Source organism: Streptomyces sp. NPDC002734, assembly GCF_040295685.1.
GTDB lineage: Bacteria > Actinomycetota > Actinomycetes > Streptomycetales > Streptomycetaceae > Streptomyces.
Genome location: NZ_JBEOVU010000057.1, coordinates 1 through 22,791, shown reverse-complemented (window position 1 = coordinate 22,791; position 22,791 = coordinate 1). Strand labels below are relative to the sequence as shown.

The window sequence follows — 22,791 nt, the reverse complement described above, 5'->3', positions numbered from 1 at the left end:
CCATCACCGACAAGCTGGGCGACAAGGTCCAGCTCGTCGGCGACGACCTCTTCGTCACCAACCCGGAGCGCCTGGGCCGCGGCATCGAGGGCGGTTCGCCCCACCTGGGCCAAGCCGACGGCACGGTCCGCACGGGCCCCCTATCGCGGGATGCCGCCGCGTGCCGCAGGGTCAGCCGATGTCCGGGGGGTCGATGCGGAGGCGGACCGGGGTGGCGCCGCCGCGGGCCATGCGCGCGGCCTGCGCGGACTTGAGGGCGGCGGCCAGCGCCGCCCCCCGCCCCGGCGGCACCCGCACGAGGGCCCGCTCCCAGATCTCCCCCGGCGGCGGCGCCCCCCGCCGGACACCCCCCGCCCTCCCCACCGGCGTCACCGGCAGCGGCACGGGCCCCAGCACCTCCGCCTCCCCCGGCAGCTCCGCCGCCGCGAGGAACTCCGCCACCGCCTCCGGCGGCCCCGACACCGCGGCCATCCGCGACACCGGCGGGAACCCGAGCTCCGCCCGCTCCGAGAGCTCCCGCAGCGCGTGCCCGACGGGGTCCCACCGCACCAGCGCCTGCACCGGCCGCAGCGTCGGCTCGGCGACGACGACGACCGTCCCCCCGGCCTCCTGCCCCCGCACCAGCGCCGCCGCCGCGATCCACCGCCGCAGCGCCTGCTCGTCGGAGCGCAGGTCCTGCCGCCCCAGCATCGCCCAGCCGTCGAGCAGCAGCGCCGCCGCGTAGCCGCCCTCGGCGACCGGCTCGGCCCCGGGGGTGGAGACCACCAGCGCCGGGCTGCCCGGCACCGTGTCCAGCACCTGTTCGCGCCCCGAGGTGCGCACCGGCACGGAGGGGAAGGCCCGCCCCAGCTCCTCGGCGGTCCGCCGCGCACCCACCACGCTGGCCCGCAGCCGGAACGCCCCGCACTCCGGGCAGTGCCACTGCGGCTCGGGCCGCCCGCACCAGGCACACGCCAGCCGCGACTCGTCCTGTCCCTCCAGGGGACCGGCGCAGTGCCGGCACCGGGCGGGCGTGCGGCAGTTCGCGCAGGCCATCCGCGGCGTGTAGCCGCGCCGCGGCACCTGCACCAGGACCGGCCCGCTGCGCAGACCCTCGCGCGCGATCTGCCAGGCGAGGGTGGGCAGCCGGGCGCTGCGCGCCGCCTCGTCCCGCGCGAGATCGTGGTCGCCGACGGTCCGCACCAGCGGCGCGGCGGCCCGCACCAGCCCCCGCCCGGCGACCAGCGGCCGCGCCCAGCCGCTCTCCACCAGCTGCGCGGCCTCGACCGTGGTGGACCACGCGCCCAGCAGGAACCCGCAGTGGGCCTGGGCGGCCCGCAGCTCGAGCACCTCCCGGGTGTGCGGCTGCGGGGCGTGCGGCTCGCTGTGGCTGTCGTCGCCGTCGTCCCAGACCACCACCAGGCCGAGATCGCGCACCGGCGCGAACATGGCGGCGCGGGTGCCGACGACCGCGCGCACCGAGCCGCGCCGTACCGCCAGCCACTGGCGGTAGCGCTTCTCGGGGCCGGCGTCGGCGGTCAGCAGAACGTGCCGGCCCTCGCCCAGCACGGTGGTCAGCGCGGCATCGACCCGGGCGGCTGTCCGCCCGTCGGGGACGACGACCAGCGCGCCGCGCCCGGAGGCCAGGGTGGCGGCCACCGCGCGGGCGATCTCCTCGCTCCAGCCGGGGCCCGGCAGCGCGTTCCACACCGCCCGCGGGGAGCCGCCGACGGCCAGGCTCTCCAGGAACGCGGGGCCCTGCTCGTAACGGCTCCAGGAGCCGGGGGCGGGCGCGGCGGGCGGCGGCAGCGGCTCGGGCGAGGGGGCCCGCTCGGCGGTCGCGTTGCGCGGCGGGACGGCGAGCTGGAGCACGTCGGCGAGGCTGCCGGCGTAGCGGTCGGCGACGGCACGGCAGAGCGCCAGCAGGTCGGGGCCGAGCACCGGCTCGGGCGAGACGACCTGCGCGAGCGCGGCGAGCGGGCCGCTGTAGTCGGACTCGGCGAGCCGCTCGACGACGAAGCCGTCCACCAGCCCGCCGCCCTCGCGGCGTCCGCCGCGGACCCGGCCCCGGCCCGCGCCGAAGCGGACCCGCACCCGGACGCCGGGCCGGGCCTCGGCGTCCAGGTCGACGGGCACGGCGTAGTCGAAGTAGCGGTCGAGGTGCAGGACGCCCTTGTCGACGAGGACGCGCGCCACGGGAAGGTGCTCGGCGACGGGCGCGCCGCGCCAGGTCCGCGGCTTGGCCTTGGGCGCCTTCTCCTTGCCCTCGCGGACACCCGCCCGGATGAGCGCGAGCTGCTCGGGCGGCGCGCCCGTCGCGCCGCCCTCCTGCGGGGTCTCTTCGCTGCTCACGCCGCCATTCTTCCACCGGCCTCGGACACCGCGCGGCCGTCGGGCGCTCTGCGGCGCCCGGTGAACGCCCGAGGCCCGGCCGCTGCCTCCAAGGGCGCGGCCGGGCCTCGTCACGAACAGGCGGGGATCAGGCCCCCGCGGCCTTCTTCAGCTCCTCGACGCGGTCCGTGCGCTCCCAGGTGAAGTCGGGCAGCTCACGGCCGAAGTGGCCGTACGCGGCCGTCTGGGCGTAGATGGGCCGCAGCAGGTCCAGGTCGCGGATGATCGCGGCCGGCCGCAGGTCGAAGACCTCGGTGATGGCGGCCTGGATCTTCTCCACGTCGACCTTCTCCGTGCCGAAGGTCTCGACGAACAGACCCACCGGCTCCGCCTTGCCGATCGCGTACGCGACCTGGACCTCGCAGCGCGCGGCGAGGCCGGCGGCGACGACGTTCTTGGCGACCCAGCGCATGGCGTACGCGGCGGAACGGTCGACCTTGGAGGGGTCCTTGCCCGAGAAGGCGCCGCCGCCGTGGCGGGCCATGCCGCCGTAGGTGTCGATGATGATCTTGCGGCCGGTGAGGCCGGCGTCGCCCATCGGGCCGCCGATCTCGAAGCGGCCGGTCGGGTTGACCAGCAGGCGGTAGCCCTCGGTCTCCAGCTTGATGCCGTCGTCGGAGAGCGCCTTCAGCTCCGGCTCCACCACGTACTCGCGGATGTCCGGGGTGAGCAGCGAGTCCAGGTCGATGTCCGAGGCGTGCTGCGAGGAGACGACCACGGTGTCCAGACGGACCGCCTTGTCGCCGTCGTACTCGATGGTGACCTGGGTCTTGCCGTCGGGGCGCAGGTAGGGGATGGTCCCGTTCTTGCGCACGTCCGACAGGCGCTTGGAGAGGCGGTGCGCCAGGAAGACCGGCAGCGGCATCAGGGTCGGCGTCTCGTCGGAGGCGTAACCGAACATCAGGCCCTGGTCGCCCGCGCCCTGGCGGTCGAGCTCGTCCTCGTCACCCTCGACACGCGCCTCGTAGGCCGCGTCGACGCCCTGGGCGATGTCGGCGGACTGCGAGCCGATGGAGACCGACACGCCGCAGGAGGCCCCGTCGAAGCCCTTCTTGGAGGAGTCGTACCCGATCTCGAGGATCTTCTCGCGCACCAGCTGCGGGATCGGGGCGTAGGCCTTGGTGGTGACCTCGCCGGCGACGTGCACCAGGCCGGTGGTGATCAGCGTCTCGACCGCGACACGGGAGGTCGGGTCCTCGCGCAGGAGCGCGTCGAGAATGGTGTCGCTGATCTGGTCAGCGATCTTGTCGGGGTGACCTTCGGTCACGGACTCCGAGGTGAACAGGCGACGGGACACAACGCTCCCTGGGTTTGCAGCGGCTGCTGGCTGAATCTTGGGCGACGACACGGGGCTGCGCCCGGACGTCCGGCACAGTCTAGTAGGTGTTGCCCGTTTGGCGGGCCATCGATCTCACCCTACGGGCGGAAGAGGCCGGGACGGACCGGAACTTCCGGCACATCACACCCCGTGCACGCCCGGGTGCGGCTCACGGGTCGAGACGTCCGGCGACCAGGTCCCAGACGATGTCGGCCAGGTCCTCCTTGGGGCCGTGCGGCACCGGCGTCTCGCTGCCGTCGGCGCCGAGGACCAGGGCCTCGTTCTCCTCGGACCCGAAGGTGAGGTTCTCCCCGACCTGGTTGACCACCAGGAGGTCGCAGCCCTTGCGCTTCAGCTTGGCCCGGCCGTTGGCGACCACGTCGTGGGTCTCGGCGGCGAAGCCGACCACCACCTGGCCGGGGCGGGAGCGCCGGGCGGAGATCTCCGCGAGCACGTCCGGGTTGCGCACCAGGGCGACCGGCTCGGGCTCCTGGCCGTCCTTCTTCTTGATCTTGCCCTCGGCGTAGCGGGCCGGGCGGAAGTCGGCGACGGCGGCGGACATGACCACGGCGTCGGCCTCCCGGGCGGCCGCCAGCACGGCCTCGCGGAGCTCGACGGCGGTGCCCACGCGGACCACGTCCACGCCCGCCGGGTCGGGCAGGGCGGCGTTGGCGGAGACCAGGGTGACCCGGGCGCCGCGGGCGGCGGCGGTGCGGGCCAGGGCGTAGCCCTGCTTGCCGGAGGAGCGGTTGCCGAGGAAACGGACCGGGTCCAGCGGCTCGCGGGTGCCGCCCGCGCTGATCACCACGCGGCGTCCGGCCAGGTCGGGCTCGGCCGGCCCACGGGTCAGCACGCGGCGGCAGATCTCGAAGATCTCCACCGGGTCGGGGAAGCGGCCCTTGCCGGTGTCGACGCCGGTGAGGCGGCCCACGGCCGGCTCGATCACCACGGCGCCGCGACGGCGCAGCGTGGCCACGTTCTCCTGGGTGGCCGGGTGCTCCCACATCTCGGTGTGCATGGCGGGCGCGAAGACCACCGGGCAGCGGGCGGTGAGGAGGGTGTTGGTGAGCAGGTCGTCGGCGAGGCCGTGGGCCGCCTTGGCCAGCATGTCGGCGGTGGCGGGGGCCACCACGACCAGGTCGGCGGCCTGCCCGATCCGCACGTGCGGCACCTCGTGGACGGACTCCCACACCTCGGCGGATACCGGGTGGCCGGAAAGCGCGGACCAGGTGGGCGCGCCGACGAACTTCAGTGCCGAGGCGGTGGGCACCACCCTGACGTCGTGGCCGGACTCGGTGAACCGCCGCAGCAGCTCGCACGCCTTGTAGGCGGCGATGCCGCCGCTGACGCCCAGGACGATCCGGGGCCGGCCGTCCGTCTCGCGCTCGTGCACCGTCGTGTCCACCGTGTCTCTCCCCTGCAGTGCGTACCTGTGCCGGTCCCGAGCCTACGGCCGGCCGGCGGCCGTCCCGGAAGGTGCCCGGGCAGACCACAGGCCCGGCAGGTCGCTGCCGGGCCTGTGGCCGATGAAATCACGCGGCTCCACGGAGCCGGCGAGTCAGCGCGTGGGGTCCGTCGCCGGGCCGTCGACGGCCTCGGAGGTGAGCAGACCGGCGTTGATCTCGCGCAGGGCGATCGAGAGGGGCTTCTCGTGGACGTGGGTGTCGACGAGCGGGCCCACGTACTCGAGGAGGCCCTCACCGAGCTGCGAGTAGTACGCGTTGATCTGGCGGGCACGCTTGGCCGCGTAGATCACCAGGCTGTACTTCGAGTCGGTCGCCTCGAGGAGCTCGTCGATCGGCGGGTTGATGATGCCCTCGGGCGCGGTCATGGAAGAGGACACGCTCTGACCTTCCGATAAGGATGAATGAGATCTGGGAGCTGTCCCGCCCGGATCGCTCCGACGGGATCGGCGGGCACCGGGCCCACCCTGCGACGGCCCTCCCGACCGCCGGACAGGTCCGTGACCTGTCGCGTGCCGGCCCGCGCGTTCTGGACACGCGTTTCGGCCGACACCCCGGAGTATAGCTTCGCGGCCGGACGATCCGCGCAGCGTACCTCGCGAGGGCCCTTCGCACGAGGGGCCGCGGAGGTCCGTCAGACGGCGCCCATCAGCGTCAGCAGCTCCCGGGCCACGGCGTCCACGGAGGTGTTGACCAGCGTGACGTCGAACTCGGGCTCGGCGGCCAGTTCCACCGTGGCGGCCTCCAGCCGGCGCTCGATCACCTCGGGCGACTCGGTGCCGCGCCCGGTGAGCCGGCGCACCAGCTCGTCCCAGGAGGGCGGCGCGAGGAACACCAGCTGGGCCTGGGGCATGGACTCGCGCACCAGGCGGGCGCCCTGGAGATCGATCTCCAGGAGCACGGGCTTGCCCGCCTCGAGTCGCTCCATCACGGCGCCCCGGGGGGTGCCGTAACGGTTTCCCGCGAACTCGGCCCATTCCAGCAGCTCGCCGTTGGCGATCATCTTGTCCATCTCCTCGTCGGTGACGAAGAAGTAATGGACACCGTCCTGCTCGCCCGGGCGGGGCTTGCGGGTGGTCGCCGAGACGGAGAGCCACACGTCGGGGTGCTCGTTGCGCATATGGGCGACGACCGTGCTCTTGCCGACCCCGGAGGGGCCGGAGAGCACGGTCAGACGCGGACGTACGTCCTGGGGGACGGGGGTGGTCGTCCCCCGGGGTGTTGCAGCCATGCACCGATTATTCCAGTAATCCCGGGTGGTCCGGGACTCAGGAGGCGCTGCCGCCGAACTCCCGCTCCAGGGAGGCGATCTGGTTGGAGCCAAGACCACGCACCCGGCGGCTCTCGGAGATCCCGAGTCGCTCCATGATCTGCTTGGCGCGGACCTTGCCGACGCCCGGCAGCGACTCGAGCAGGGCGGAGACCTTCATCTTGCCGATGACGTCGTTCTCCTGGCCCTGCTTGATGACCTCGTGAAGGGAGGCGCCGGAGTGCTTGAGTCGATTCTTGACCTCGGCCCGCTCCCGGCGAGCCGCGGCGGCCTTTTCGAGCGCGGCTGCGCGCTGTTCGGGGGTAAGGGGCGGAAGAGCCACGCCTACGTCACCTCGGATGTCGAACTGTCGGATACGGACCGGTGAGGAACTCGCTTGCCCCACAGCCGGTGAGCCACACACCACAGTTGGCCTGTGGCTCTGGTCGGAGACTAGCGGTCCGGGCAGCGAGAGTCAGCGAGAACGACGGAAAAGTCCTGGTCAGACTCAGGAGCGGCCCGATAGCGCCCGACATTTACGACAAACCGGAGCGGTTTTGCGCGGAGGAAGGCGGAGATACGGATGAAGCGGGTCCGCCACGGGGGGCCTTCCCCGTGGCGGACCCGCTTCCTGGGCGCCCTGCGCCCTCCTTCGGCGTGCCCGCTCAGCCGTCGACGGCCGTGCGGACCTCGTCGGCGAAGCGCTCGGCCGCGTCCCGCAGCCCTGCCGCGCGGGGGCCCTCGCTCAGCACCGCGCGGCTCACGTTGGGGACCACGTTGCGCACCGCCGCGCCGAAGACCCGCGGAAGGTCGGCCGGGGTCGCGCCCTGGGCGCCGATCCCCGGAGCCAGCAGCGGGCCGTTGACGTCGAGGTCGTAGGACGACAGGTCGCCCAGCGTGGCGCCGACCACCGCGCCGAAGGAACCCAGAGGCTCCTCCCCCGCGTTCTCCGCGGCCAGGTGGGCCAGCATCGTCGCGCCCACCCCGCGGCCGTCCTCGCGCACCGCGTGCTGGACCTCGCCGCCCTCCGGGTTGGAGGTGAGCGCCAGCACGAACAGCCCGGTGCCGCTCTCCCGGGCCAGGTCCACGGCCGGCTTCAGCGAGCCGTAGCCGAGGTAGGGGGAGACGGTGAGCGCGTCGGAGAAGAGCGGGGCGTCCTTGCGCAGGAAGGACTCGGCGTAGGCGGCCATGGTGGAGCCGATGTCGCCCCGCTTGGCATCCATCACCACCAGGGCGCCGGCCGCCCGGGCCTCCGCCACCGACGTCTCCAGCACGGCGAGGCCGCGGGAGCCGAAGCGTTCGAAGAAGGCGATCTGCGGCTTGAACACGGCGACCCGGTCGGCGAGCGCCTCGACCACGGTGCGGCTGAAGCGCTCCAGCCCGGCGACGTCGTCGGCCAGGCCCCAGGAGCCCAGCAGGGAGGCGTGCGGGTCGATGCCGACGCACAGCGGGCCGCGCTCGTCCATCGCGCGGCGCAGCCGTGCGCCGAAGGGTTCCAGGTGGCTCATGCGGCGTTCCCCTTCGTGCCGTTCCTGCGGACGTCCGCGCCGACCGCGTCGGCGAGGGTGGCGTGGGGGCTCTGGCGCAGGCGCTGGGCCAGGCCCTTGTGGATCGCGCGGGCCCACAGGGGGCCCTCGTAGATGAAGGCGCTGTAGCCCTGCACCAGGGTGGCGCCGGCCAGGATGCGCTGCCAGGCGTCCTCGGCCGTCTCGACGCCGCCGACGCCGACCAGGGTGATCCGGTCGCCGACGCGGGCGTAGAGGCGGCGCAGCACCTCCAGGGAGCGTGCCTTGAGCGGGGCGCCGGACAGGCCGCCGGTCTCCTGCACCTGGGCGGGCGAGGAGCGCAGGCCGAGGCCGGCGCGGGCGATCGTGGTGTTGGTGGCGATGATGCCGTCCAGGCCCAGTTCGACGGCGAGGTCGGCGACGGCGTCCACGTCCTCGTCGGCGAGGTCGGGGGCGATCTTCACCAGCAGCGGGACGCGCCGGTCGGTGACCGTGCGGTCGGCGGCCTCCCGGACGGCGGTGAGCAGCGGGCGCAGCGCCTCGGTGGCCTGGAGGTTGCGCAGGCCTGGGGTGTTGGGCGAGGAGACGTTGACGACCAGGTAGTCGGCGTGGCGGGCGAGCCGCTCGGCGGACTTCACGTAGTCGGCGACGGCCTCCTCCTCGGGGACGACCTTGGTCTTGCCGATGTTGACGCCGACGACCGGCTTGAAGACCGGCTCGCGGGCGGCGAGGCGCTCGGCGACGGCGGCGGAGCCGTCGTTGTTGAAGCCCATCCGGTTGATCAGCGCGCGGTCCGCCACCAGGCGGAAGAGGCGCTTCTTCGGGTTGCCGGGCTGCGCCTCTCCGGTGACCGTGCCGATCTCGACGTGGTCGAAGCCGAGCATGGCCATGCCGTCGATGGCGACGGCGTTCTTGTCGAAGCCGGCGGCCAGGCCGAACGGGCCGTGCATCCGCAGGCCGAGGGCCTCGGTGCGCAGCTCGGTGTACCGCGGGGCGAGCCAGGCGGCGAGGAAGGTGCGCAGCACGGGGATCCGGGCGGCCAGGCGGATCCAGCGGAAGGCGAGGTGGTGGGCGGCCTCGGGGTCCATGCGGCGGAACACGAGGCGGAAGAACAGCTTGTACATGAAAAGGGGCTCCTCATGAAGAGGGGGACACCTTCCGGTGTCCCCCTCGTCGGTCACTGTCCGCGCGACGCGGTCAGGTGTTCCGCGTGTTCCTGCAGGGAGCGGACTCCGACGTCGCCCTGGGTGAGGGCGTCGATGCCCTGCACCGCGGCGGCGAGCGCCTGGACGGTGGTGAGGCAGGGGACGCCGCGGGCCACGGAGGCGGTGCGGATGTCGTAGCCGTCGAGGCGGCCGCCGGTGCCGAAGGGCGTGTTGACGATGAGGTCGACCTGGCCGTCGTGGATCAGCTGGACGATCGTCTTCTCGCCGTTCGGGCCCTCGCCCTCGGACTGCTTGCGCACCACGGTGGCGGGGATGCCGTTGCGGCGCAGCACCTCGGCGGTGCCGGAGGTGGCGAGCAGTTCGAAGCCGTGCTGGACGAGCTCCCGCGCGGGGAAGATCATCGAGCGCTTGTCCCGGTTGGCGACCGAGATGAAGGCGCGGCCCTTGGTGGGCAGCGGGCCGTAGGCGCCGGCCTGCGACTTGGCGTAGGCGGTGCCGAAGACCGAGTCGATGCCCATGACCTCGCCGGTGGAGCGCATCTCCGGGCCGAGGACGGTGTCCACGCCGCGGCCGTGCACGTCGCGGAAGCGCGACCACGGCATCACGGCCTCCTTGACGGAGATCGGCGCGTCCAGCGGCAGGTCGCCGCCGTCGCCCTTCGCCGGCAGCAGGCCCTCGGCGCGCAGCTCGGCGACGGTGGCGCCGAGCGAGATGCGGGCGGCGGCCTTGGCCAGCGGCACCGCGGTGGCCTTCGAGGTGAAGGGCACGGTGCGCGAGGCGCGCGGGTTGGCCTCGAGGACGTAGAGGATGTCGCCGGCGAGGGCGAACTGGATGTTGATCAGGCCGCGGACGCCGACGCCCTTGGCGATGGCCTCGGTGGAGGCGCGCAGCCGCTTGATGTCGTAGCCGCCGAGGGTGATCGGGGGCAGGGCGCACGCCGAGTCGCCGGAGTGGATGCCGGCCTCCTCGATGTGCTCCATGACGCCGCCGAGGTAGAGCTCGGAGCCGTCGTAGAGGGCGTCGACGTCGATCTCCACCGCGTCGTCGAGGAAGCGGTCGACCAGGACGGGGCGGTCCGGGGAGATCTCGGTGGACTCGGAGATGTACGCCTCGAGGCGGGACTCCTCGTAGACGATCTCCATGCCGCGGCCGCCGAGCACGTAGGACGGGCGGACCAGGACGGGGTAGCCGATCTCGTCGGCGATCTTCTTGGCCTCGGCGAAGGTGGTGGCGGTGCCGTGCTTGGGGGCGGGCAGGCCCGCCTCGGCGAGGACGCGGCCGAAGGCGCCGCGGTCCTCGGCGGCGTGGATCGCCTCCGGGGAGGTGCCGACGACGGGCACGCCGTTGTCCTTGAGCGCCTGGGACAGGCCGAGCGGGGTCTGGCCGCCGAGCTGGACGATCACACCGGCGACCGGTCCGGCCTGCTGCTCGGCGTGGACGATCTCCAGAACGTCCTCCAGGGTGAGCGGCTCGAAGTAGAGCCGGTCGGAGGTGTCGTAGTCGGTGGAGACGGTCTCCGGGTTGCAGTTGACCATCACGGTCTCGTAGCCGGCGTCGCTGAGCGCGAAGGAGGCGTGGACGCAGGAGTAGTCGAACTCGATGCCCTGGCCGATGCGGTTGGGGCCAGAGCCCAGGATGATAACGGCGGCGCGCTCGCGCGGGGCGACCTCGTTCTCCTCGTCGTAGGAGGAGTAGAAGTACGGGGTCTTCGCGGCGAACTCGGCGGCGCAGGTGTCGACCGTCTTGTAGACCGGGCGGACGCCGAGGGCGTGCCGGACCTGGCGGACGACGTCCTCGCGCAGGCCGCGGATCTCGCCGATCTGCTGGTCGGAGAAGCCGTGGCGCTTGGCGTGGGCGAGCAGGTCGGGGGTGAGCTCGGTGGCGGCGGCCAGCTCGTCGGCGATCTCCTTGATCAGGAAGAGCTGGTCGACGAACCAGGGGTCGATCTTCGTGGACTCGAAGACCTCCTCCTGGGTGGCGCCGGCCCGGATGGCCTGCATCACGGTGTTGATGCGGCCGTCGGTGGGCCGCACGGCCTCGCGCAGCAGCTCGTCCTTGTCGCCGAGCTCGCCGGTGAAGGCGAACTGGCTGCCCTTCTTCTCCAGGGAGCGCAGGGCCTTCTGGAGCGCCTCGGTGAAGTTGCGGCCCATTGCCATGGCCTCGCCCACCGACTTCATGGTGGTGGTGAGGGTGGAGTCGGCGGAGGGGAACTTCTCGAAGGCGAAGCGGGGCGCCTTGACCACGACGTAGTCGAGCGTCGGCTCGAAGGAGGCCGGGGTCTGCTCGGTGATGTCGTTGGGGATCTCGTCCAGCGTGTAGCCGACGGCCAGCTTGGCGGCGATCTTGGCGATCGGGAAGCCGGTGGCCTTGGAGGCGAGCGCGGAGGAGCGGGAGACGCGCGGGTTCATCTCGATGACGATGACCCGGCCGTCCTCGGGGTTGACCGCGAACTGGATGTTGCAGCCGCCGGTGTCGACGCCGACCTCGCGGATGACCGCGATGCCGATGTCGCGCAGCACCTGGTACTCGCGGTCGGTGAGGGTCATCGCCGGGGCGACGGTGATGGAGTCGCCGGTGTGGACGCCCATCGGGTCGAAGTTCTCGATGGAGCAGACGACCACGACGTTGTCGTGCTTGTCGCGCATCAGCTCCAGCTCGTACTCCTTCCAGCCGAGGATGGACTCCTCCAGGAGCACCTCGGTGGTCGGGGAGAGCGTGAGGCCCTGGCCGGCGATGCGGCGCAGCTCCTCCTCGTCGTGGGCGAAGCCGGAGCCGGCGCCGCCCATGGTGAAGGAGGGGCGGACGACGACGGGGTAGCCGCCGAGCGTGTCGACGCCGGCGAGGACGTCGTCCATGGAGTGGCAGATGACCGAGCGGGCGGACTCGCCGTGGCCGATCTTCTTGCGGACCTCCTCGACGACCACCTTGAACTGCTCGCGGTCCTCGCCCTTGTGGATGGCCTCCACGTTGGCGCCGATCAGCTCGACGCCGTACTTGGCGAGCGTGCCGTTCTCGTGGAGGGAGATCGCGGTGTTGAGCGCGGTCTGGCCGCCGAGGGTGGGCAGGAGGGCGTCGGGGCGCTCCTTGGCGATGATCTTCTCGACGAACTCGGGGGTGATCGGCTCGACGTAGGTGGCGTCGGCGATCTCCGGGTCGGTCATGATCGTCGCCGGGTTGGAGTTCACCAGGACGACGCGCAGGCCTTCGGCCTTGAGGACGCGGCATGCCTGGGTGCCGGAGTAGTCGAACTCCGCGGCCTGGCCGATGACGATCGGGCCGGAGCCGATGACCAGGACGGACTGGATATCGGTGCGCTTAGGCACGCTGGCCCTCCATGAGACTGTTGTTCATCAAAGCGGCGAAGCGGTCGAACAGGTAGGCGGCGTCGTGGGGACCGGCGGCCGCTTCGGGGTGGTACTGGACGCTGAACGCGGGCCGGTCCAGCAGCTGCAGCCCTTCGACGACGTTGTCGTTGAGGCAGACGTGGGAGACCTCGGCGCGGCCGTAGGGGGTGTCGGACACCTTGTCGAGCGGGGCGTCGACGGCGAACCCGTGGTTGTGGGCGGTGACCTCGACCTTGCCGGTGGTGCGGTCCTGGACCGGCTGGTTGATGCCGCGGTGGCCGTACTTCAGCTTGTAGGTGCCGAAGCCGAGGGCGCGGCCGAGGATCTGGTTGCCGAAGCAGATGCCGAAGAGCGGGGTGGAGCGCTCCAGGACGCCCCGCATCAGCTCGACGGGGTGGTCGGCGGTCTCCGGGTCACCGGGACCGTTGGAGAAGAACACGCCGTCGGGGTTCACGGCGTAGATCTCGTCGAGGGTGGCGGTGGCGGGCAGGACGTGCACCTCGATGCCGCGCTCGGACATCCGGTAGGGGGTCATGCCCTTTATGCCGAGGTCGATCGCGGCGACCGTGAACTTCTTGTCGCCCTGCGCCGGGACGACGTACGCCTCGGCGGTGGCGACCTCCTCGTAGAGGCTGGCGCCCTTCATCTGGGCCGACTCGCGGACCCGGGCCAGCAGCGCCTCCTCGGAGGCGAGGGCCTCGCCGGAGAAGATGCCGACGCGCATGGCGCCGCGCTCGCGCAGGTGGCGGGTCAGGGCGCGGGTGTCGACGCCGCTGATGCCCACGACGCCCTGGTCGGCGAGCTCGTCGTCGAGGGTGCGGGTGGAGCGCCAGTTGGAGGGGACCCGGGCGGGGTCGCGGACGACGTAGCCGGCCACCCAGATCTGGTGGGACTCGCGGTCCTCCTCGTTCATGCCGGTGTTGCCGACGTGCGGCGCCGTCATGACGACCACCTGGCGGTGGTAGGACGGGTCGGTGAGGGTCTCCTGGTAGCCGGTCATGCCGGTGGAGAACACGGCCTCGCCGAAGGTCTCCCCCACGGCCCCGTAGGCGCGGCCGCGGAAGATCCGGCCGTCCTCCAGGACGAGTACTGCGGGAGACGTGGCTCCCCTGGTGGAGGTCGTCATCGTGCGCCTTCCGTCTGCTGGTGGTGCTGTGCGGTCATGTGGTTGATGGCGGCGACCCAGTCGGCGTGCTCGGCCGACCGGTCGGAGCGGAAGCCGGAGTCGATCAGCCGGTCGCCGAGCTCCCAGGTCACCACCAGCAGGCCGCCCTCGGTGAGGACCTTGCCGGCGATGCCCTTGTCGAGCCGGGCCTCGCGGAGCTGAGCCGCGGGGACGAAGAAGTCGGTGGCGCCGGGGCGGTCGACGACCAGTCCGGCGTCGGTCAGGGTGAGCTCGGCCCGGCTCCGGGTGCCCAGGCCGTGCGCGACGATGCGGTCCAGCCAGCGGCCCGCCTCGGTGGAGCCGTGGTAGCGGCCGCTCATGGTCAGCTTCGCCTCGCCCGGCTCCTCGGGCGTCCGCGGCAGCTCGGCCACGTCGCCCTGGAGGGTGGAGCGCCACTTCCAGCCCTCGCGCATCAGCCAGTAGACCAGCGCGACGAAGAGGGCGAGGCCCACGACCCAGGCGATGCGGCCCGGCCAGTTGGTCACCTCGGCCGACTTGCGTTCGGCCTCGGCGGCGAGGGACAGGAGGAGGGGGGTCGAGGTCGTCACGCGAGCTTCCCGTCGGAGTAGGTGGCCTTGCCCCGCAGCCACGTGTGGGTGACACGGCCCGGCAGCTCACGGCCCTCGTAGGGGGTGTTGCGGCTGCGGGAGGCGAAGCCCGCGGGGTCCACGCCTCCACGGTATGCGGTGTCGACCAGGGTGAGGTTCGCAGGCTCACCGACGGCCACCGGACGGCCGTGCCCCTGGGCCCGGCCGATCCGCGCGGGCGCGGCGGACATCCGGTCGGCGACGCCGGCCCAGTCCAGCAGGCCGGTCTCCACCATGGTCTCCTGCACCACGGACAGGGCGGTCTCCAGGCCGACCATGCCCATGGCGGCGGCGGCCCACTCGCAGTCCTTGTCCTCGTGCGGGTGCGGGGCGTGGTCGGTGGCGACGATGTCGATCGTGCCGTCGGCCAGCGCCTCGCGCAGCGCCATGACGTCGCGCTCGGTGCGCAGCGGCGGGTTGACCTTGTAGACCGGGTTGTAGCTGCGCACCATCTCGTCGGTGAGGAGCAGGTGGTGCGGGGTGACCTCGGCGGTGACGTCGATGCCGCGGGACTTGGCCCAGCGGACGATCTCGACGGAGCCGGCCGTGGACAGGTGGCAGATGTGGACGCGCGAGCCGACGTGCTCGGCGAGCAGGACGTCGCGGGCGATGACCGACTCCTCGGCCACCGCCGGCCAGCCGCCGAGGCCGAGCTCGGCGGAGACGACGCCCTCGTTCATCTGGGCGCCCTCGGTGAGCCGGGGCTCCTGGGCGTGCTGGGCGACGACGCCGCCGAAGGCCTTCACGTACTCCAGGGCGCGGCGCATGATCACGGCGTCGTGGACGCACTTGCCGTCGTCGGAGAAGACGGTGACACCGGCCGCGGACTCGTGCATCGCGCCGAGCTCGGCGAGCTTCTCGCCCTCCAGGCCGACGGTGACGGCGCCGATGGGCTGGACGTCGCAGTAGCCGTGCTCCTGGCCGAGGCGGTACACCTGCTCGACCACGCCGGCCGTGTCGGCGACGGGGAAGGTGTTGGCCATCGCGTACACCTGCGTGTAGCCGCCCTTGGCGGCGGCGCGGGTGCCGGTGAGGACGGTCTCGGAGTCCTCGCGGCCGGGCTCGCGCAGGTGGGTGTGGAGGTCGACCAGGCCCGGCAGGAGGACCTTGCCGTCCGCCTCGACCACTCTGTCGACGCCCTCGGCGTCCAGGCCGGCGCCGACGGCGGCGATCGTGGTGCCGTCGATCAGCACGTCCTGCGGCTCGCCGCCCAGCACGCGCGCACCGCGGATCAGGGTCTTGCTCATGGGTTCTGCCTTTCCTCGGATGCGGTTCACTGGCCGGGCGTGGGCTCGTTGGCGTTGCCGCCGAGCAGGAGGTAGAGGACCGCCATCCGGGTGAAGACGCCGTTGGCGACCTGCTCGGTGACGGTGCAGCGGTCGGAGTCGGCGACCTCGGCGGTGATCTCCATGCCGCGGACCATCGGGCCGGGGTGCATGACGATCGCGTGGTCGGGCATCTTCGCCATCCGGTCGCCGTCCAGGCCGTAGCGGCGGGAGTACTCGCGCTCGGTGGGGAAGAAGGCGGCGTTCATCCGCTCGCGCTGGACGCGCAGCATCATCACCGCGTCGGCCTTCGGCAGGGCGGAGTCGAGGTCGTAGGAGACCTCGCAGGGCCAGGTCTCGACGCCGACCGGCAGCAGGGTCGGCGGGGCCACCAGCGTGACGTGCGCGCCGAGGGTGTGCAGCAGGTCGACGTTGGAGCGGGCCACCCGGCTGTGCAGGACGTCGCCGACGAGGGTGACGTGCTTGCCGGCGAGGTCCTGGCCGAGGCCGGCGTCGGGGCCGATCAGGCGGCGGCGCATGGTGAAGGCGTCCAGCAGGGCCTGGGTGGGGTGCTGGTGGGTGCCGTCACCGGCGTTGATCACCGGGGCGTCGATCCAGCCGGAGGTGGCCAGGCGGTAGGGGGCGCCGGAGGCGCTGTGGCGGATGACGACCGCGTCCACGCCCATGGCGGCCAGCGTCTGGGCGGTGTCCTTGAGGGACTCGCCCTTGGAGACGCTGGACCCCTTGGCGGCGAAGTTGATGACGTCGGCGGACAGCCGCTTCTCGGCGGCCTCGAAGGAGATCCGGGTGCGGGTGGAGTCCTCGAAGAACAGGTTGCAGACGGTGCGGCCGCGCAGGGCGGGAAGCTTCTTGACCGTGCGGTCTCCGACCCGGGCCATCTCCTCGGCGGTGTCGAGGATGTGGACGGCGTCGTCGCGGGTCAGGTCGGCGGCCGAGATGAGGTGACGCTTCATCGGGCAGGCTCCGTGGGAAGGATCATCTGGGAGATTTCGGGCAGGCGCGGACGCGCGGGCGCACCCCGGGTGGCGGGGTCGCGTCCGTGGGTCTAGTGCCGTTCGCCCTGGGAGGCCGGCTTGGCGCCGAGCAGCACGGTGTCGCGACCGTCCTCCTCGGCGAGCTGGACCTTGACCGTCTCCCGCAGCGACGTGGGGAGGTTCTTGCCGACGTAGTCGGCGCGGATCGGCAGTTCGCGGTGACCGCGGTCGACGAGGACGGCGAGCTGGACCGCGCGGGGGCGGCCGATGTCGTTCAGCGCGTCGAGCGCGGCGCGCACGGAGCGGCCGGAGAAGAGCACGTCGTCGACGAGCACGACCAGGCGGCCGTCGATCCCGTCACCGGGGATGTCGGTGCGGGCGAGGGCCCTGGGCGGCTGGAGCCGCAGGTCGTCGCGGTACATGGTGATGTCGAGGGAGCCGACGGGGATCTTCCGTCCGGTGATCTCCTCGAGCTTGTCGGCGATCCGCCGGGCGAGGTAGACGCCCCTGGTCGGGATGCCGAGCAGCACGACGTCCTCGGCGCCCTTGGCGCGTTCGACGATCTCGTGCGCGATGCGGGTCAGAACCCGCGCGATGTCCTGGGCCTCGAGCACGGCACGTGCGTCGGACCCCTGCGCCGCCGAGGCGGAGCTGTTCGTGTCCATACGAAAAGGACCTCCTTCTCCGCCTCACGGGACGGACCTTAAAGGACGTCGTGTTTACGGCCTCTACCCTAACAGGCCCCCGAACGCCCCAGCTGTCCCCCCTCCCACGCCGCGACCCACCCCCGCTTTCACCCTTTCGGAGCAAGCGCGCGAACCGATCATCGAACCGTCGGTCCGGACCATTCCGCTTGACGGGGCAGAGTAACGCTGCGTAACCTTACAGTGAGTTACCAACCGTGCGGCACGCCGGGCGGGCGCGGCGCGATCATGGCTCCGCTCCGCCACAGACGCCCGGTCCGCACGCGCCGCCGACTGTCCGGGAGCTTTATGTCCAGCGAATACGCAAAGCAGCTCGGGGCCAAGCTCCGGGCCATCCGCACCCAGCAGGGTCTGTCCCTCCACGGTGTGGAGGAGAAGTCCCAGGGCCGCTGGAAGGCCGTCGTGGTCGGTTCCTACGAGCGCGGGGACCGCGCCGTGACCGTGCAGCGCCTCGCCGAGCTGGCGGACTTCTACGGTGTCCCCGTCCAGGAGCTGCTCCCCGGCACCACGCCGGGCGGCGCCGCCGAGCCGCCGCCGAAGCTGGTCCTCGACCTCGAGCGGCTTCAGCACGTGCCGGTGGAGAAGGCCGGCCCGTTGCAGCGCTACGCGGCGACGATCCAGTCCCAGCGCGGCGACTACAACGGCAAGGTGCTCTCGATCCGCCAGGACGACCTGCGCACCCTGGCCGTCATCTACGACCAGTCGCCCTCGGTGCTGACCGAGCAGCTGATCAGCTGGGGCGTCCTGGACGCCGACGCCCGCCGTGCGGTCGCTCACGAGGAGAGCTGACCGAACGGGCGTGCAGAAACGAAACAGCAGACCGAAGGGCCCCAGCGAGACGCTGGGGCCCTTCGGTGTTTCCGGCCGTTGCGGCGGGCGCGGCTCAGGCCTCGTCGCGCCGCAGCGACGGCTTGAGGTCCTTGAACCGGCCGAGCAGCCCGTTGACGAACGCGGGCGAGTCGTCCGTGGAGAACTCCTTGGCCAGCTGCACCGCCTCGTCCAGCACGACGGCGTCGGGCGTCTCGTCCACCCAGATCAGCTCGTAGGCGCCGAGCCGCAGGATGTTGCGGTCGACGACCGGCATCCGGTCCAGCGTCCAGTCCACGGCGTACTGGGCGATCAGCTCGTCGATACGGCGGACGTGGTCCGCGTACCCCTCGACCAGCTGCATCGTGTACTCGCTGACCGGCGGCTGCCGGGTGTCGTTCCGGGAGTGCCGGACCCAGTCGGCGAGGACGGACAGGACGTCCACGCCGCGCTGGTCCGCCTCGAAGAGGATCTGGAACGCGCGCTTGCGGGCCGTATTGCGGGCAGCCACGGTTAGCTGTTCACCCGGCCGAGGTAGTCGCTGGTGCGGGTGTCGACCTTGATCTTCTCGCCCGTGGTGATGAAGAGCGGGACCTGGATCTGGTGGCCCGTCTCCAGGGTGGCCGGCTTGGTGCCACCGGTGGAGCGGTCGCCCTGGACGCCCGGCTCGGTCTCCTGGATGGTCAGCTCGACGGCGGCCGGCAGCTCGACGAAGAGCACCTCGCCCTCGTGCTGGGCCACGACGGCGGTGAAGCCCTCGATCAGGAAGTTGGCGGCGTCGCCGACGACCTTGCGGTCGATCATCAGCTGGTCGTAGGTGTCCATGTCCATGAAGACGAAGTAGTCGCCGTCCATGTACGAGAACTGCATGTCGCGCTTGTCGACGGTGGCCGTCTCGACCTTGACGCCGGCGTTGAAGGTCTTGTCGACGACCTTGCCGGAGAGCACGTTCTTGAGCTTGGTACGCACGAAGGCCGGGCCCTTGCCGGGCTTGACGTGCTGGAACTCGACGACGGACCAGAGCTGGCCGCCTTCGAGCTTGAGCACCAGGCCGTTCTTGAGGTCGTTCGTGGAAGCCACGGTTGCGGAATCTCCTGGACTGACGTGGACGACCTGGGGAACGTGCGCGGCGGCTCGGAAGCTACAGCGCGAGCAGCTCCTTGGTCGTGATGGTGAGTAGCTCGGGTCCGCCGTCCGCCTCGGGGCGCACGACGAGCGTGTCATCGATCCGGACCCCGCCCCGACCGGGGAGGTGAACCCCCGGCTCGACGGTGACCGGCACGCAAGCGTCCAGTTTACCCATGGCCGCGGGGGCCAATTGCGGGTCCTCCGCGATTTCCAGTCCCACACCGTGTCCGGTCCGCGCCGGGAGGGCGCTGCCGTAGCCGGCGGAGGCCAGGACCTGCCGTGCGGCCCGGTCCACCTCGCGGTGCTCGACGCCCGGAGCCAGGGCCTCCCGGCCCGCCCGCTGGGCGGCGAACACCACCTCGTACAGCTCGATCTGCCAGTCCGCGGGCGTGGTGCCGATGACGAAGGTCCGCCCGATCTCGCACCGGTAGCCGCGGTACGCGGCTCCCATGCAGACGGAGAGGAAGTCGCCCTCCTCCACCCGCCGGTCGGTGGGCCGGTGGCCGGGCCGCCCGGCGTGCGGGCCGGTGGCCACCGAGGTGGGGAAGGCCGGTCCGTCGGCCCCGTGGTCGACCAGGCGGCGCTCCAGTTCCAGCGCGAGGTGGCGCTCGGTGCGGCCGACCAGGATCGACTCCAGCAGCTCCCCCAGCGCCTGGTCGGCGATCTCCGCGCCCGCGCGCAGGCAGGAGATCTCCTCCTCGTCCTTGACCACCCGCATCTGCTCCACGGCGACGCCGAGGTCGGTCAGCCGCAGCCGGGAGGCCACCGAGCCGATGGCCCGGTGCCGGGCCACGGTGAGGTGGTGCTCCTCCACGGCGAGCGAGTCGGCGCCCTCCTCGGCCGCCAGCCCGGCGGCGGCCACCGCCGCGTCGCCGCCCTCCGGGGAGAGGCTGCCGCCCAGCGGGCGGATCCGCAGCAGCTCGTCCGGCCGGCCGCCCTCGCGCGCCCCGGACGGCTGCTGTTCCTCGAGCGGGTGCGGGCACAGCAGCACGTCCTCGGCGCCGTCGCGCGACGCGAGCAGGAGCGCCGCGCCGGGCGGGGCGGCCCCGGCGAGGTACCGCACGTTGGCGGGGCGGGTGACCAGCGCGGCGGCGCTGCCGGCAGCGTGGCAGCGTTCCCTCAGCCGCGCCCGACGGGCGGCGAACACCTCTGGCATGGCCCGAGCGTATGTTCCGCCGCGTTCGACCGCGTCCTGAACGCCGCCGGTCGGGGGTGCGGCCCGGTTCCGGCCCCGCCGCGCCGCCGCGGGATCTGCACCCGGCGGAGGCTCGGCGGGCTGTGGCGACCCCTGCCACGGGGCCCGGGTGGTGCTCGCGGCGGCTCCGCCGGGGTCAGGGCAGGGGGCGGGTCACCACTGCGGGGGCGCGGCCATGGAGCGGGCCAGGACGTCGTCGAGCAGCCGGGCGGTGGCCGGGACGTCCAGCTGGGAGTTGTCGATGATGGGCAGGCCCGAGCCGTACCAGCCGGCCATCCGGCCGTGGATCCGGGCGACCTCCTCGTCGGTGAGCCGCCGGTTGCCGGAGCGCTGGGCGTTGCGCTCCAGCACGACCTCCAGACCGGGCAGCAGCACCACCGGCAGCAGGCCGGGGCCCACGTGCCGCTTCCAGCCGCCCAGGCCGACGACGGGCCGGTCGGGGAAGACGGCGTCGTCGATCACGCAGGAGATGCCGTTGGCCAGGAAGTTGCGGGCGGCGAAGCCGCAGGTGCGGCGGGCCAGGCGGTACTGGGTCTCGGACTGCTCGTTCCACCCGGTCTGCGGGTCGGCGAAGCCGGCGCGCACCCATTCGCGGACGTCGTCCAGGCTGATGTGGGCGGTGGGCACCCTGCGGTGGCCGGCCCAGTACTTGGCCACGCTGGTCTTGCCCGCACCGGCCGGGCCGATCAGCAGCACCGCGAGGGTCGCCGTCCGGGGGTCGGGCGGCACCGGGGCCGGCGGCGCCGGGTGATGGACCCCGCCCTGGGCCAGCGGGAACCCCGGCGCGTGCACCGGGCCTCCCTGGGGCAACGGGACCTGCCCGGTCGCCTCCGGCGCCTGCCCCGCCCAGGCGGTCCGCCCGGGCCCGTGGGGCGGCGGCAGTTCGGACCCCACCGCGTGCTGCATCCCCTGCCACTCCGTCTCGTGATGGTCTCGCGTCGGTCGTGCCGACCGTACCGGCCGTCGGAACGGTACCGCCCCGCGCCGTCTGGTGGGGAACGGGCGGGGCGGTGGGAAAGTGCCCTGCGGCGACGCGGGGCCCGCTGTCGCTACTCGGCGACCTCGCCGTAGGCGGCGAGCAGCACGGCCGGGTCCGGGCCCTCCAGCACGGTGGGCCGGGCCAGACCGTCCAGGACGATGAAGCGCAGCAGGTCGCCGCGGGACTTCTTGTCGACCTTCATGGTCTCCAGCAGCTTGGGCCACTGGTCGTACCGGTAGGTCAGCGGCAGACCGAGGGAGCGCAGGATCTCGGTGTGCCGGTCGGCGGTGGCGTCGTCGAGCCGCCCGGCGACCCGGCCGAGTTCGGCGGCGAAGCGCATGCCGACGGCGACGGCCGCGCCGTGCCGCCACTTGTAGCGCTCGTTCTTCTCGATGGCGTGCGCCAGGGTGTGGCCGTAGTTCAGGATCTCCCGCAGGCCCGACTCCTTGAGGTCGGAGGAGACCACCTCGGTCTTGACCCTGATGGCGCGCTCGATCAGCTCGGCGGTGTGCGGGCCCTCGGGGCTGCGCGCGGCCTCCGGGTCGCCCTCGATGAGGTCGAGGATGACCGGGTCGGCGATGAAGCCGGCCTTGACGATCTCGGCGAGCCCGGAGACGTAGTCGTGCACCCCCAGGGAGTCCAGCGCGGCCAGGTCGCACAGGACGCCGGCCGGCGGGTGGAAGGCGCCGACCAGGTTCTTGCCCTCGGCCGTGTTGATGCCGGTCTTGCCGCCGACGGCCGCGTCGACCATGGCGAGCACGGTGGTGGGGACGGCGATCCAGCGCACGCCGCGCAGCCAGGTGGCGGCGACGAAACCGGCGAGGTCGGTGGTGGCGCCGCCGCCGACGCCGACGATGACGTCGGAGCGGGTGAAGCCGGTCTGGCCCAGCGCCTTCCAGCAGTAGGCGGCGACCTCGGCGGTCTTGGCCTCCTCGGCGTTGGGCACCTGGATGGCGACGGCCTCGTAGCCCTGCTCGGCCAGGTCGGCGCGGAGCGCGTCCCCGGTGCCGGCGAGCGCCTCGGGGTGGATCACGGCCACCCGCTTGGCCTTGTCGCCGACCAGACCGCCGAGCTCGCCGAGGAGCTGCCGGCCGACCAGGACCTCGTAGGGATCGGTGCCCGCCGTCCCGGCGACCTTGATCCGGGTCACGGCCTCGCTGGTGCTCATGCTTCGTCCTCGTTCTTGCGGAGTTCCAGTGCGTCGAGGACCGCCTCGGCGACCTCTTCGGGCGTGCGCCCGTCGGTGGCGACCACCACGCGGGCCACCTCGGTGTACAGGTGGCGGCGGGCCTCCATCAGCTCACGCCACTGCTTGCGCGGGTTGACGGTGAGCAGCGGGCGGGCGACGTTCAGCCCGGTACGCCGGACCGCCTCGTCGACGTCCATCGAGAGGTAGACGACCGGGTGGGCGGCCAGCAGGGCCCGCGAGCCGGCGTCGAGGATCGCGCCGCCGCCCAGGGCGAGGACGCCCTCGTGCTCGGCGAGCGCGGTGGCGACGGCCGCCTTCTCCAGGGCCCGGAAGTGCTCCTCGCCGTCGTCGACGAAGATCTC

At 72.6% G+C, this 22,791-nt stretch carries 21 protein-coding genes and 1 pseudogene; 2 read left to right on the top strand and 20 right to left on the bottom strand.

Annotated features, from left to right (window positions below; translation table 11 throughout):
• Positions 1-98, top strand: a pseudogene (locus tag ABT026_RS31335) (hypothetical protein); the annotation flags it as partial.
• Between the two features lie 73 nt (positions 99-171).
• Here the strand turns inward: ABT026_RS31335 and ABT026_RS31330 are convergent.
• From ABT026_RS31330 to pyrR, 14 genes are all read right to left on the bottom strand, one after another.
• Entirely contained in the window at positions 172-2,331 is a 2,160-nt protein-coding gene (locus tag ABT026_RS31330; protein WP_351118588.1) for a primosomal protein N', read from the bottom strand.
• Between the two features lie 127 nt (positions 2,332-2,458).
• Entirely contained in the window at positions 2,459-3,667 is a 1,209-nt protein-coding gene (gene metK / locus ABT026_RS31325) for a methionine adenosyltransferase (protein WP_351118587.1), read from the bottom strand.
• Positions 3,668-3,857: 190 nt separating this feature from the next.
• A complete protein-coding gene (gene coaBC, locus ABT026_RS31320) occupies positions 3,858-5,093 on the bottom strand; it encodes a bifunctional phosphopantothenoylcysteine decarboxylase/phosphopantothenate--cysteine ligase CoaBC (protein ID WP_351118585.1) in 1,236 nt (411 codons plus the stop codon).
• Positions 5,094-5,246: 153 nt separating this feature from the next.
• Complete coding sequence (gene rpoZ, locus ABT026_RS31315) at positions 5,247-5,531, bottom strand: DNA-directed RNA polymerase subunit omega (RefSeq protein WP_108957089.1); 285 nt, start codon at positions 5,529-5,531, stop codon at positions 5,247-5,249.
• Positions 5,532-5,785: 254 nt separating this feature from the next.
• Entirely contained in the window at positions 5,786-6,382 is a 597-nt protein-coding gene (gene gmk / locus ABT026_RS31310; RefSeq protein WP_351118584.1) for a guanylate kinase, read from the bottom strand.
• Between the two features lie 37 nt (positions 6,383-6,419).
• Positions 6,420-6,743 (bottom strand): integration host factor, encoded by a 324-nt coding sequence (locus ABT026_RS31305; RefSeq protein ID WP_108957087.1) that lies wholly within the window; start codon positions 6,741-6,743, stop codon positions 6,420-6,422.
• Positions 6,744-7,065: 322 nt separating this feature from the next.
• Positions 7,066-7,908 carry an orotidine-5'-phosphate decarboxylase gene (gene pyrF, locus ABT026_RS31300; protein ID WP_351118583.1) on the bottom strand — a complete coding sequence of 281 codons (843 nt, stop codon included), beginning with the start codon at positions 7,906-7,908 and terminating at the stop codon, positions 7,066-7,068.
• The gene (locus tag ABT026_RS31295; RefSeq protein WP_351118582.1) at positions 7,905-9,029 is read right to left on the bottom strand and encodes a quinone-dependent dihydroorotate dehydrogenase; all 1,125 of its coding nucleotides are present in this window, start codon (positions 9,027-9,029) and stop codon (positions 7,905-7,907) included. The genes pyrF and ABT026_RS31295 overlap by 4 nt, the downstream gene beginning before the upstream one ends.
• Positions 9,030-9,082: 53 nt before the next feature.
• Positions 9,083-12,394: a carbamoyl-phosphate synthase large subunit gene (gene carB, locus ABT026_RS31290; protein WP_351118581.1), complete on the bottom strand. Its 3,312-nt coding sequence runs from the start codon at positions 12,392-12,394 to the stop codon at positions 9,083-9,085.
• Positions 12,387-13,541, bottom strand: a complete 1,155-nt coding sequence (gene carA / locus ABT026_RS31285) for a glutamine-hydrolyzing carbamoyl-phosphate synthase small subunit (RefSeq protein WP_351118580.1) — start codon at positions 13,539-13,541, stop codon at positions 12,387-12,389. Before carA ends, carB begins: the two co-directional genes overlap by 8 nt.
• Complete coding sequence (locus ABT026_RS31280) at positions 13,538-14,128, bottom strand: PH-like domain-containing protein (RefSeq protein ID WP_351118579.1); 591 nt, start codon at positions 14,126-14,128, stop codon at positions 13,538-13,540. Before ABT026_RS31280 ends, carA begins: the two co-directional genes overlap by 4 nt.
• Positions 14,125-15,414, bottom strand: a complete 1,290-nt coding sequence (locus ABT026_RS31275; RefSeq protein WP_351118578.1) for a dihydroorotase — start codon at positions 15,412-15,414, stop codon at positions 14,125-14,127. Before ABT026_RS31275 ends, ABT026_RS31280 begins: the two co-directional genes overlap by 4 nt.
• A 26-nt stretch (positions 15,415-15,440) precedes the next feature.
• Entirely contained in the window at positions 15,441-16,406 is a 966-nt protein-coding gene (locus tag ABT026_RS31270) for an aspartate carbamoyltransferase catalytic subunit (RefSeq protein ID WP_351118577.1), read from the bottom strand.
• A gap of 92 nt (positions 16,407-16,498) precedes the next feature.
• Positions 16,499-17,092, bottom strand: coding sequence for a bifunctional pyr operon transcriptional regulator/uracil phosphoribosyltransferase PyrR (gene pyrR / locus ABT026_RS31265; protein ID WP_351118576.1), 594 nt, complete (start codon positions 17,090-17,092; stop codon positions 16,499-16,501).
• Between the two features lie 327 nt (positions 17,093-17,419).
• On the opposite strand from pyrR, the gene bldD reads away from it, so the two are divergent.
• Positions 17,420-17,920: a transcriptional regulator BldD gene (bldD, locus tag ABT026_RS31260; RefSeq protein ID WP_108957078.1), complete on the top strand. Its 501-nt coding sequence runs from the start codon at positions 17,420-17,422 to the stop codon at positions 17,918-17,920.
• Between the two features lie 94 nt (positions 17,921-18,014).
• Here the strand turns inward: bldD and nusB are convergent, their stop codons facing one another.
• From nusB to ABT026_RS31230, 6 genes are all read right to left on the bottom strand, one after another.
• Positions 18,015-18,449: a transcription antitermination factor NusB gene (gene nusB, locus ABT026_RS31255; RefSeq protein WP_108957077.1), complete on the bottom strand. Its 435-nt coding sequence runs from the start codon at positions 18,447-18,449 to the stop codon at positions 18,015-18,017.
• A 2-nt stretch (positions 18,450-18,451) separates the two neighbouring features.
• On the bottom strand, positions 18,452-19,018 hold the full coding sequence (gene efp / locus ABT026_RS31250) for an elongation factor P (protein ID WP_351118575.1): 567 nt from the start codon (positions 19,016-19,018) through the stop codon (positions 18,452-18,454).
• 61 nt (positions 19,019-19,079) lie between these two features.
• The gene (locus tag ABT026_RS31245; protein ID WP_351118574.1) at positions 19,080-20,222 is read right to left on the bottom strand and encodes a M24 family metallopeptidase; all 1,143 of its coding nucleotides are present in this window, start codon (positions 20,220-20,222) and stop codon (positions 19,080-19,082) included.
• Positions 20,223-20,414: 192 nt separating this feature from the next.
• A complete protein-coding gene (locus ABT026_RS31240) occupies positions 20,415-21,167 on the bottom strand; it encodes an AAA family ATPase (RefSeq protein ID WP_351118573.1) in 753 nt (250 codons plus the stop codon).
• A 143-nt stretch (positions 21,168-21,310) separates the two neighbouring features.
• A complete protein-coding gene (gene aroB / locus ABT026_RS31235) occupies positions 21,311-22,408 on the bottom strand; it encodes a 3-dehydroquinate synthase (RefSeq protein ID WP_351118572.1) in 1,098 nt (365 codons plus the stop codon).
• Positions 22,405-22,791, bottom strand: a 387-nt coding sequence (locus ABT026_RS31230) for a shikimate kinase (RefSeq protein ID WP_351118571.1), incomplete at its 5' end; no start/stop codon positions are given. The genes aroB and ABT026_RS31230, both read right to left, overlap by 4 nt.

What these genes read in the sequence shown, in the direction of transcription:
- ABT026_RS31245 (WP_351118574.1), bottom strand. Translation starts at nt 20,222, where the DNA reads ATGCCAGAGGTGTTCGCCGCCCGTCGGGCGCGGCTGAGGGAACGCTGC.
- carA (WP_351118580.1), bottom strand. Translation starts at nt 13,541, where the DNA reads ATGACGACCTCCACCAGGGGAGCCACGTCTCCCGCAGTACTCGTCCTG.
- pyrR (WP_351118576.1), bottom strand. Translation starts at nt 17,092, where the DNA reads ATGGACACGAACAGCTCCGCCTCGGCGGCGCAGGGGTCCGACGCACGT.
- gmk (WP_351118584.1), bottom strand. Translation starts at nt 6,382, where the DNA reads ATGGCTGCAACACCCCGGGGGACGACCACCCCCGTCCCCCAGGACGTA.
- ABT026_RS31295 (WP_351118582.1), bottom strand. Translation starts at nt 9,029, where the DNA reads ATGTACAAGCTGTTCTTCCGCCTCGTGTTCCGCCGCATGGACCCCGAG.
- ABT026_RS31240 (WP_351118573.1), bottom strand. Translation starts at nt 21,167, where the DNA reads ATGCAGCACGCGGTGGGGTCCGAACTGCCGCCGCCCCACGGGCCCGGG.
- pyrF (WP_351118583.1), bottom strand. Translation starts at nt 7,908, where the DNA reads ATGAGCCACCTGGAACCCTTCGGCGCACGGCTGCGCCGCGCGATGGAC.
- ABT026_RS31275 (WP_351118578.1), bottom strand. Translation starts at nt 15,414, where the DNA reads ATGAGCAAGACCCTGATCCGCGGTGCGCGCGTGCTGGGCGGCGAGCCG.
- bldD (WP_108957078.1), top strand. Translation starts at nt 17,420, where the DNA reads ATGTCCAGCGAATACGCAAAGCAGCTCGGGGCCAAGCTCCGGGCCATC.
- ABT026_RS31270 (WP_351118577.1), bottom strand. Translation starts at nt 16,406, where the DNA reads ATGAAGCGTCACCTCATCTCGGCCGCCGACCTGACCCGCGACGACGCC.
- aroB (WP_351118572.1), bottom strand. Translation starts at nt 22,408, where the DNA reads ATGAGCACCAGCGAGGCCGTGACCCGGATCAAGGTCGCCGGGACGGCG.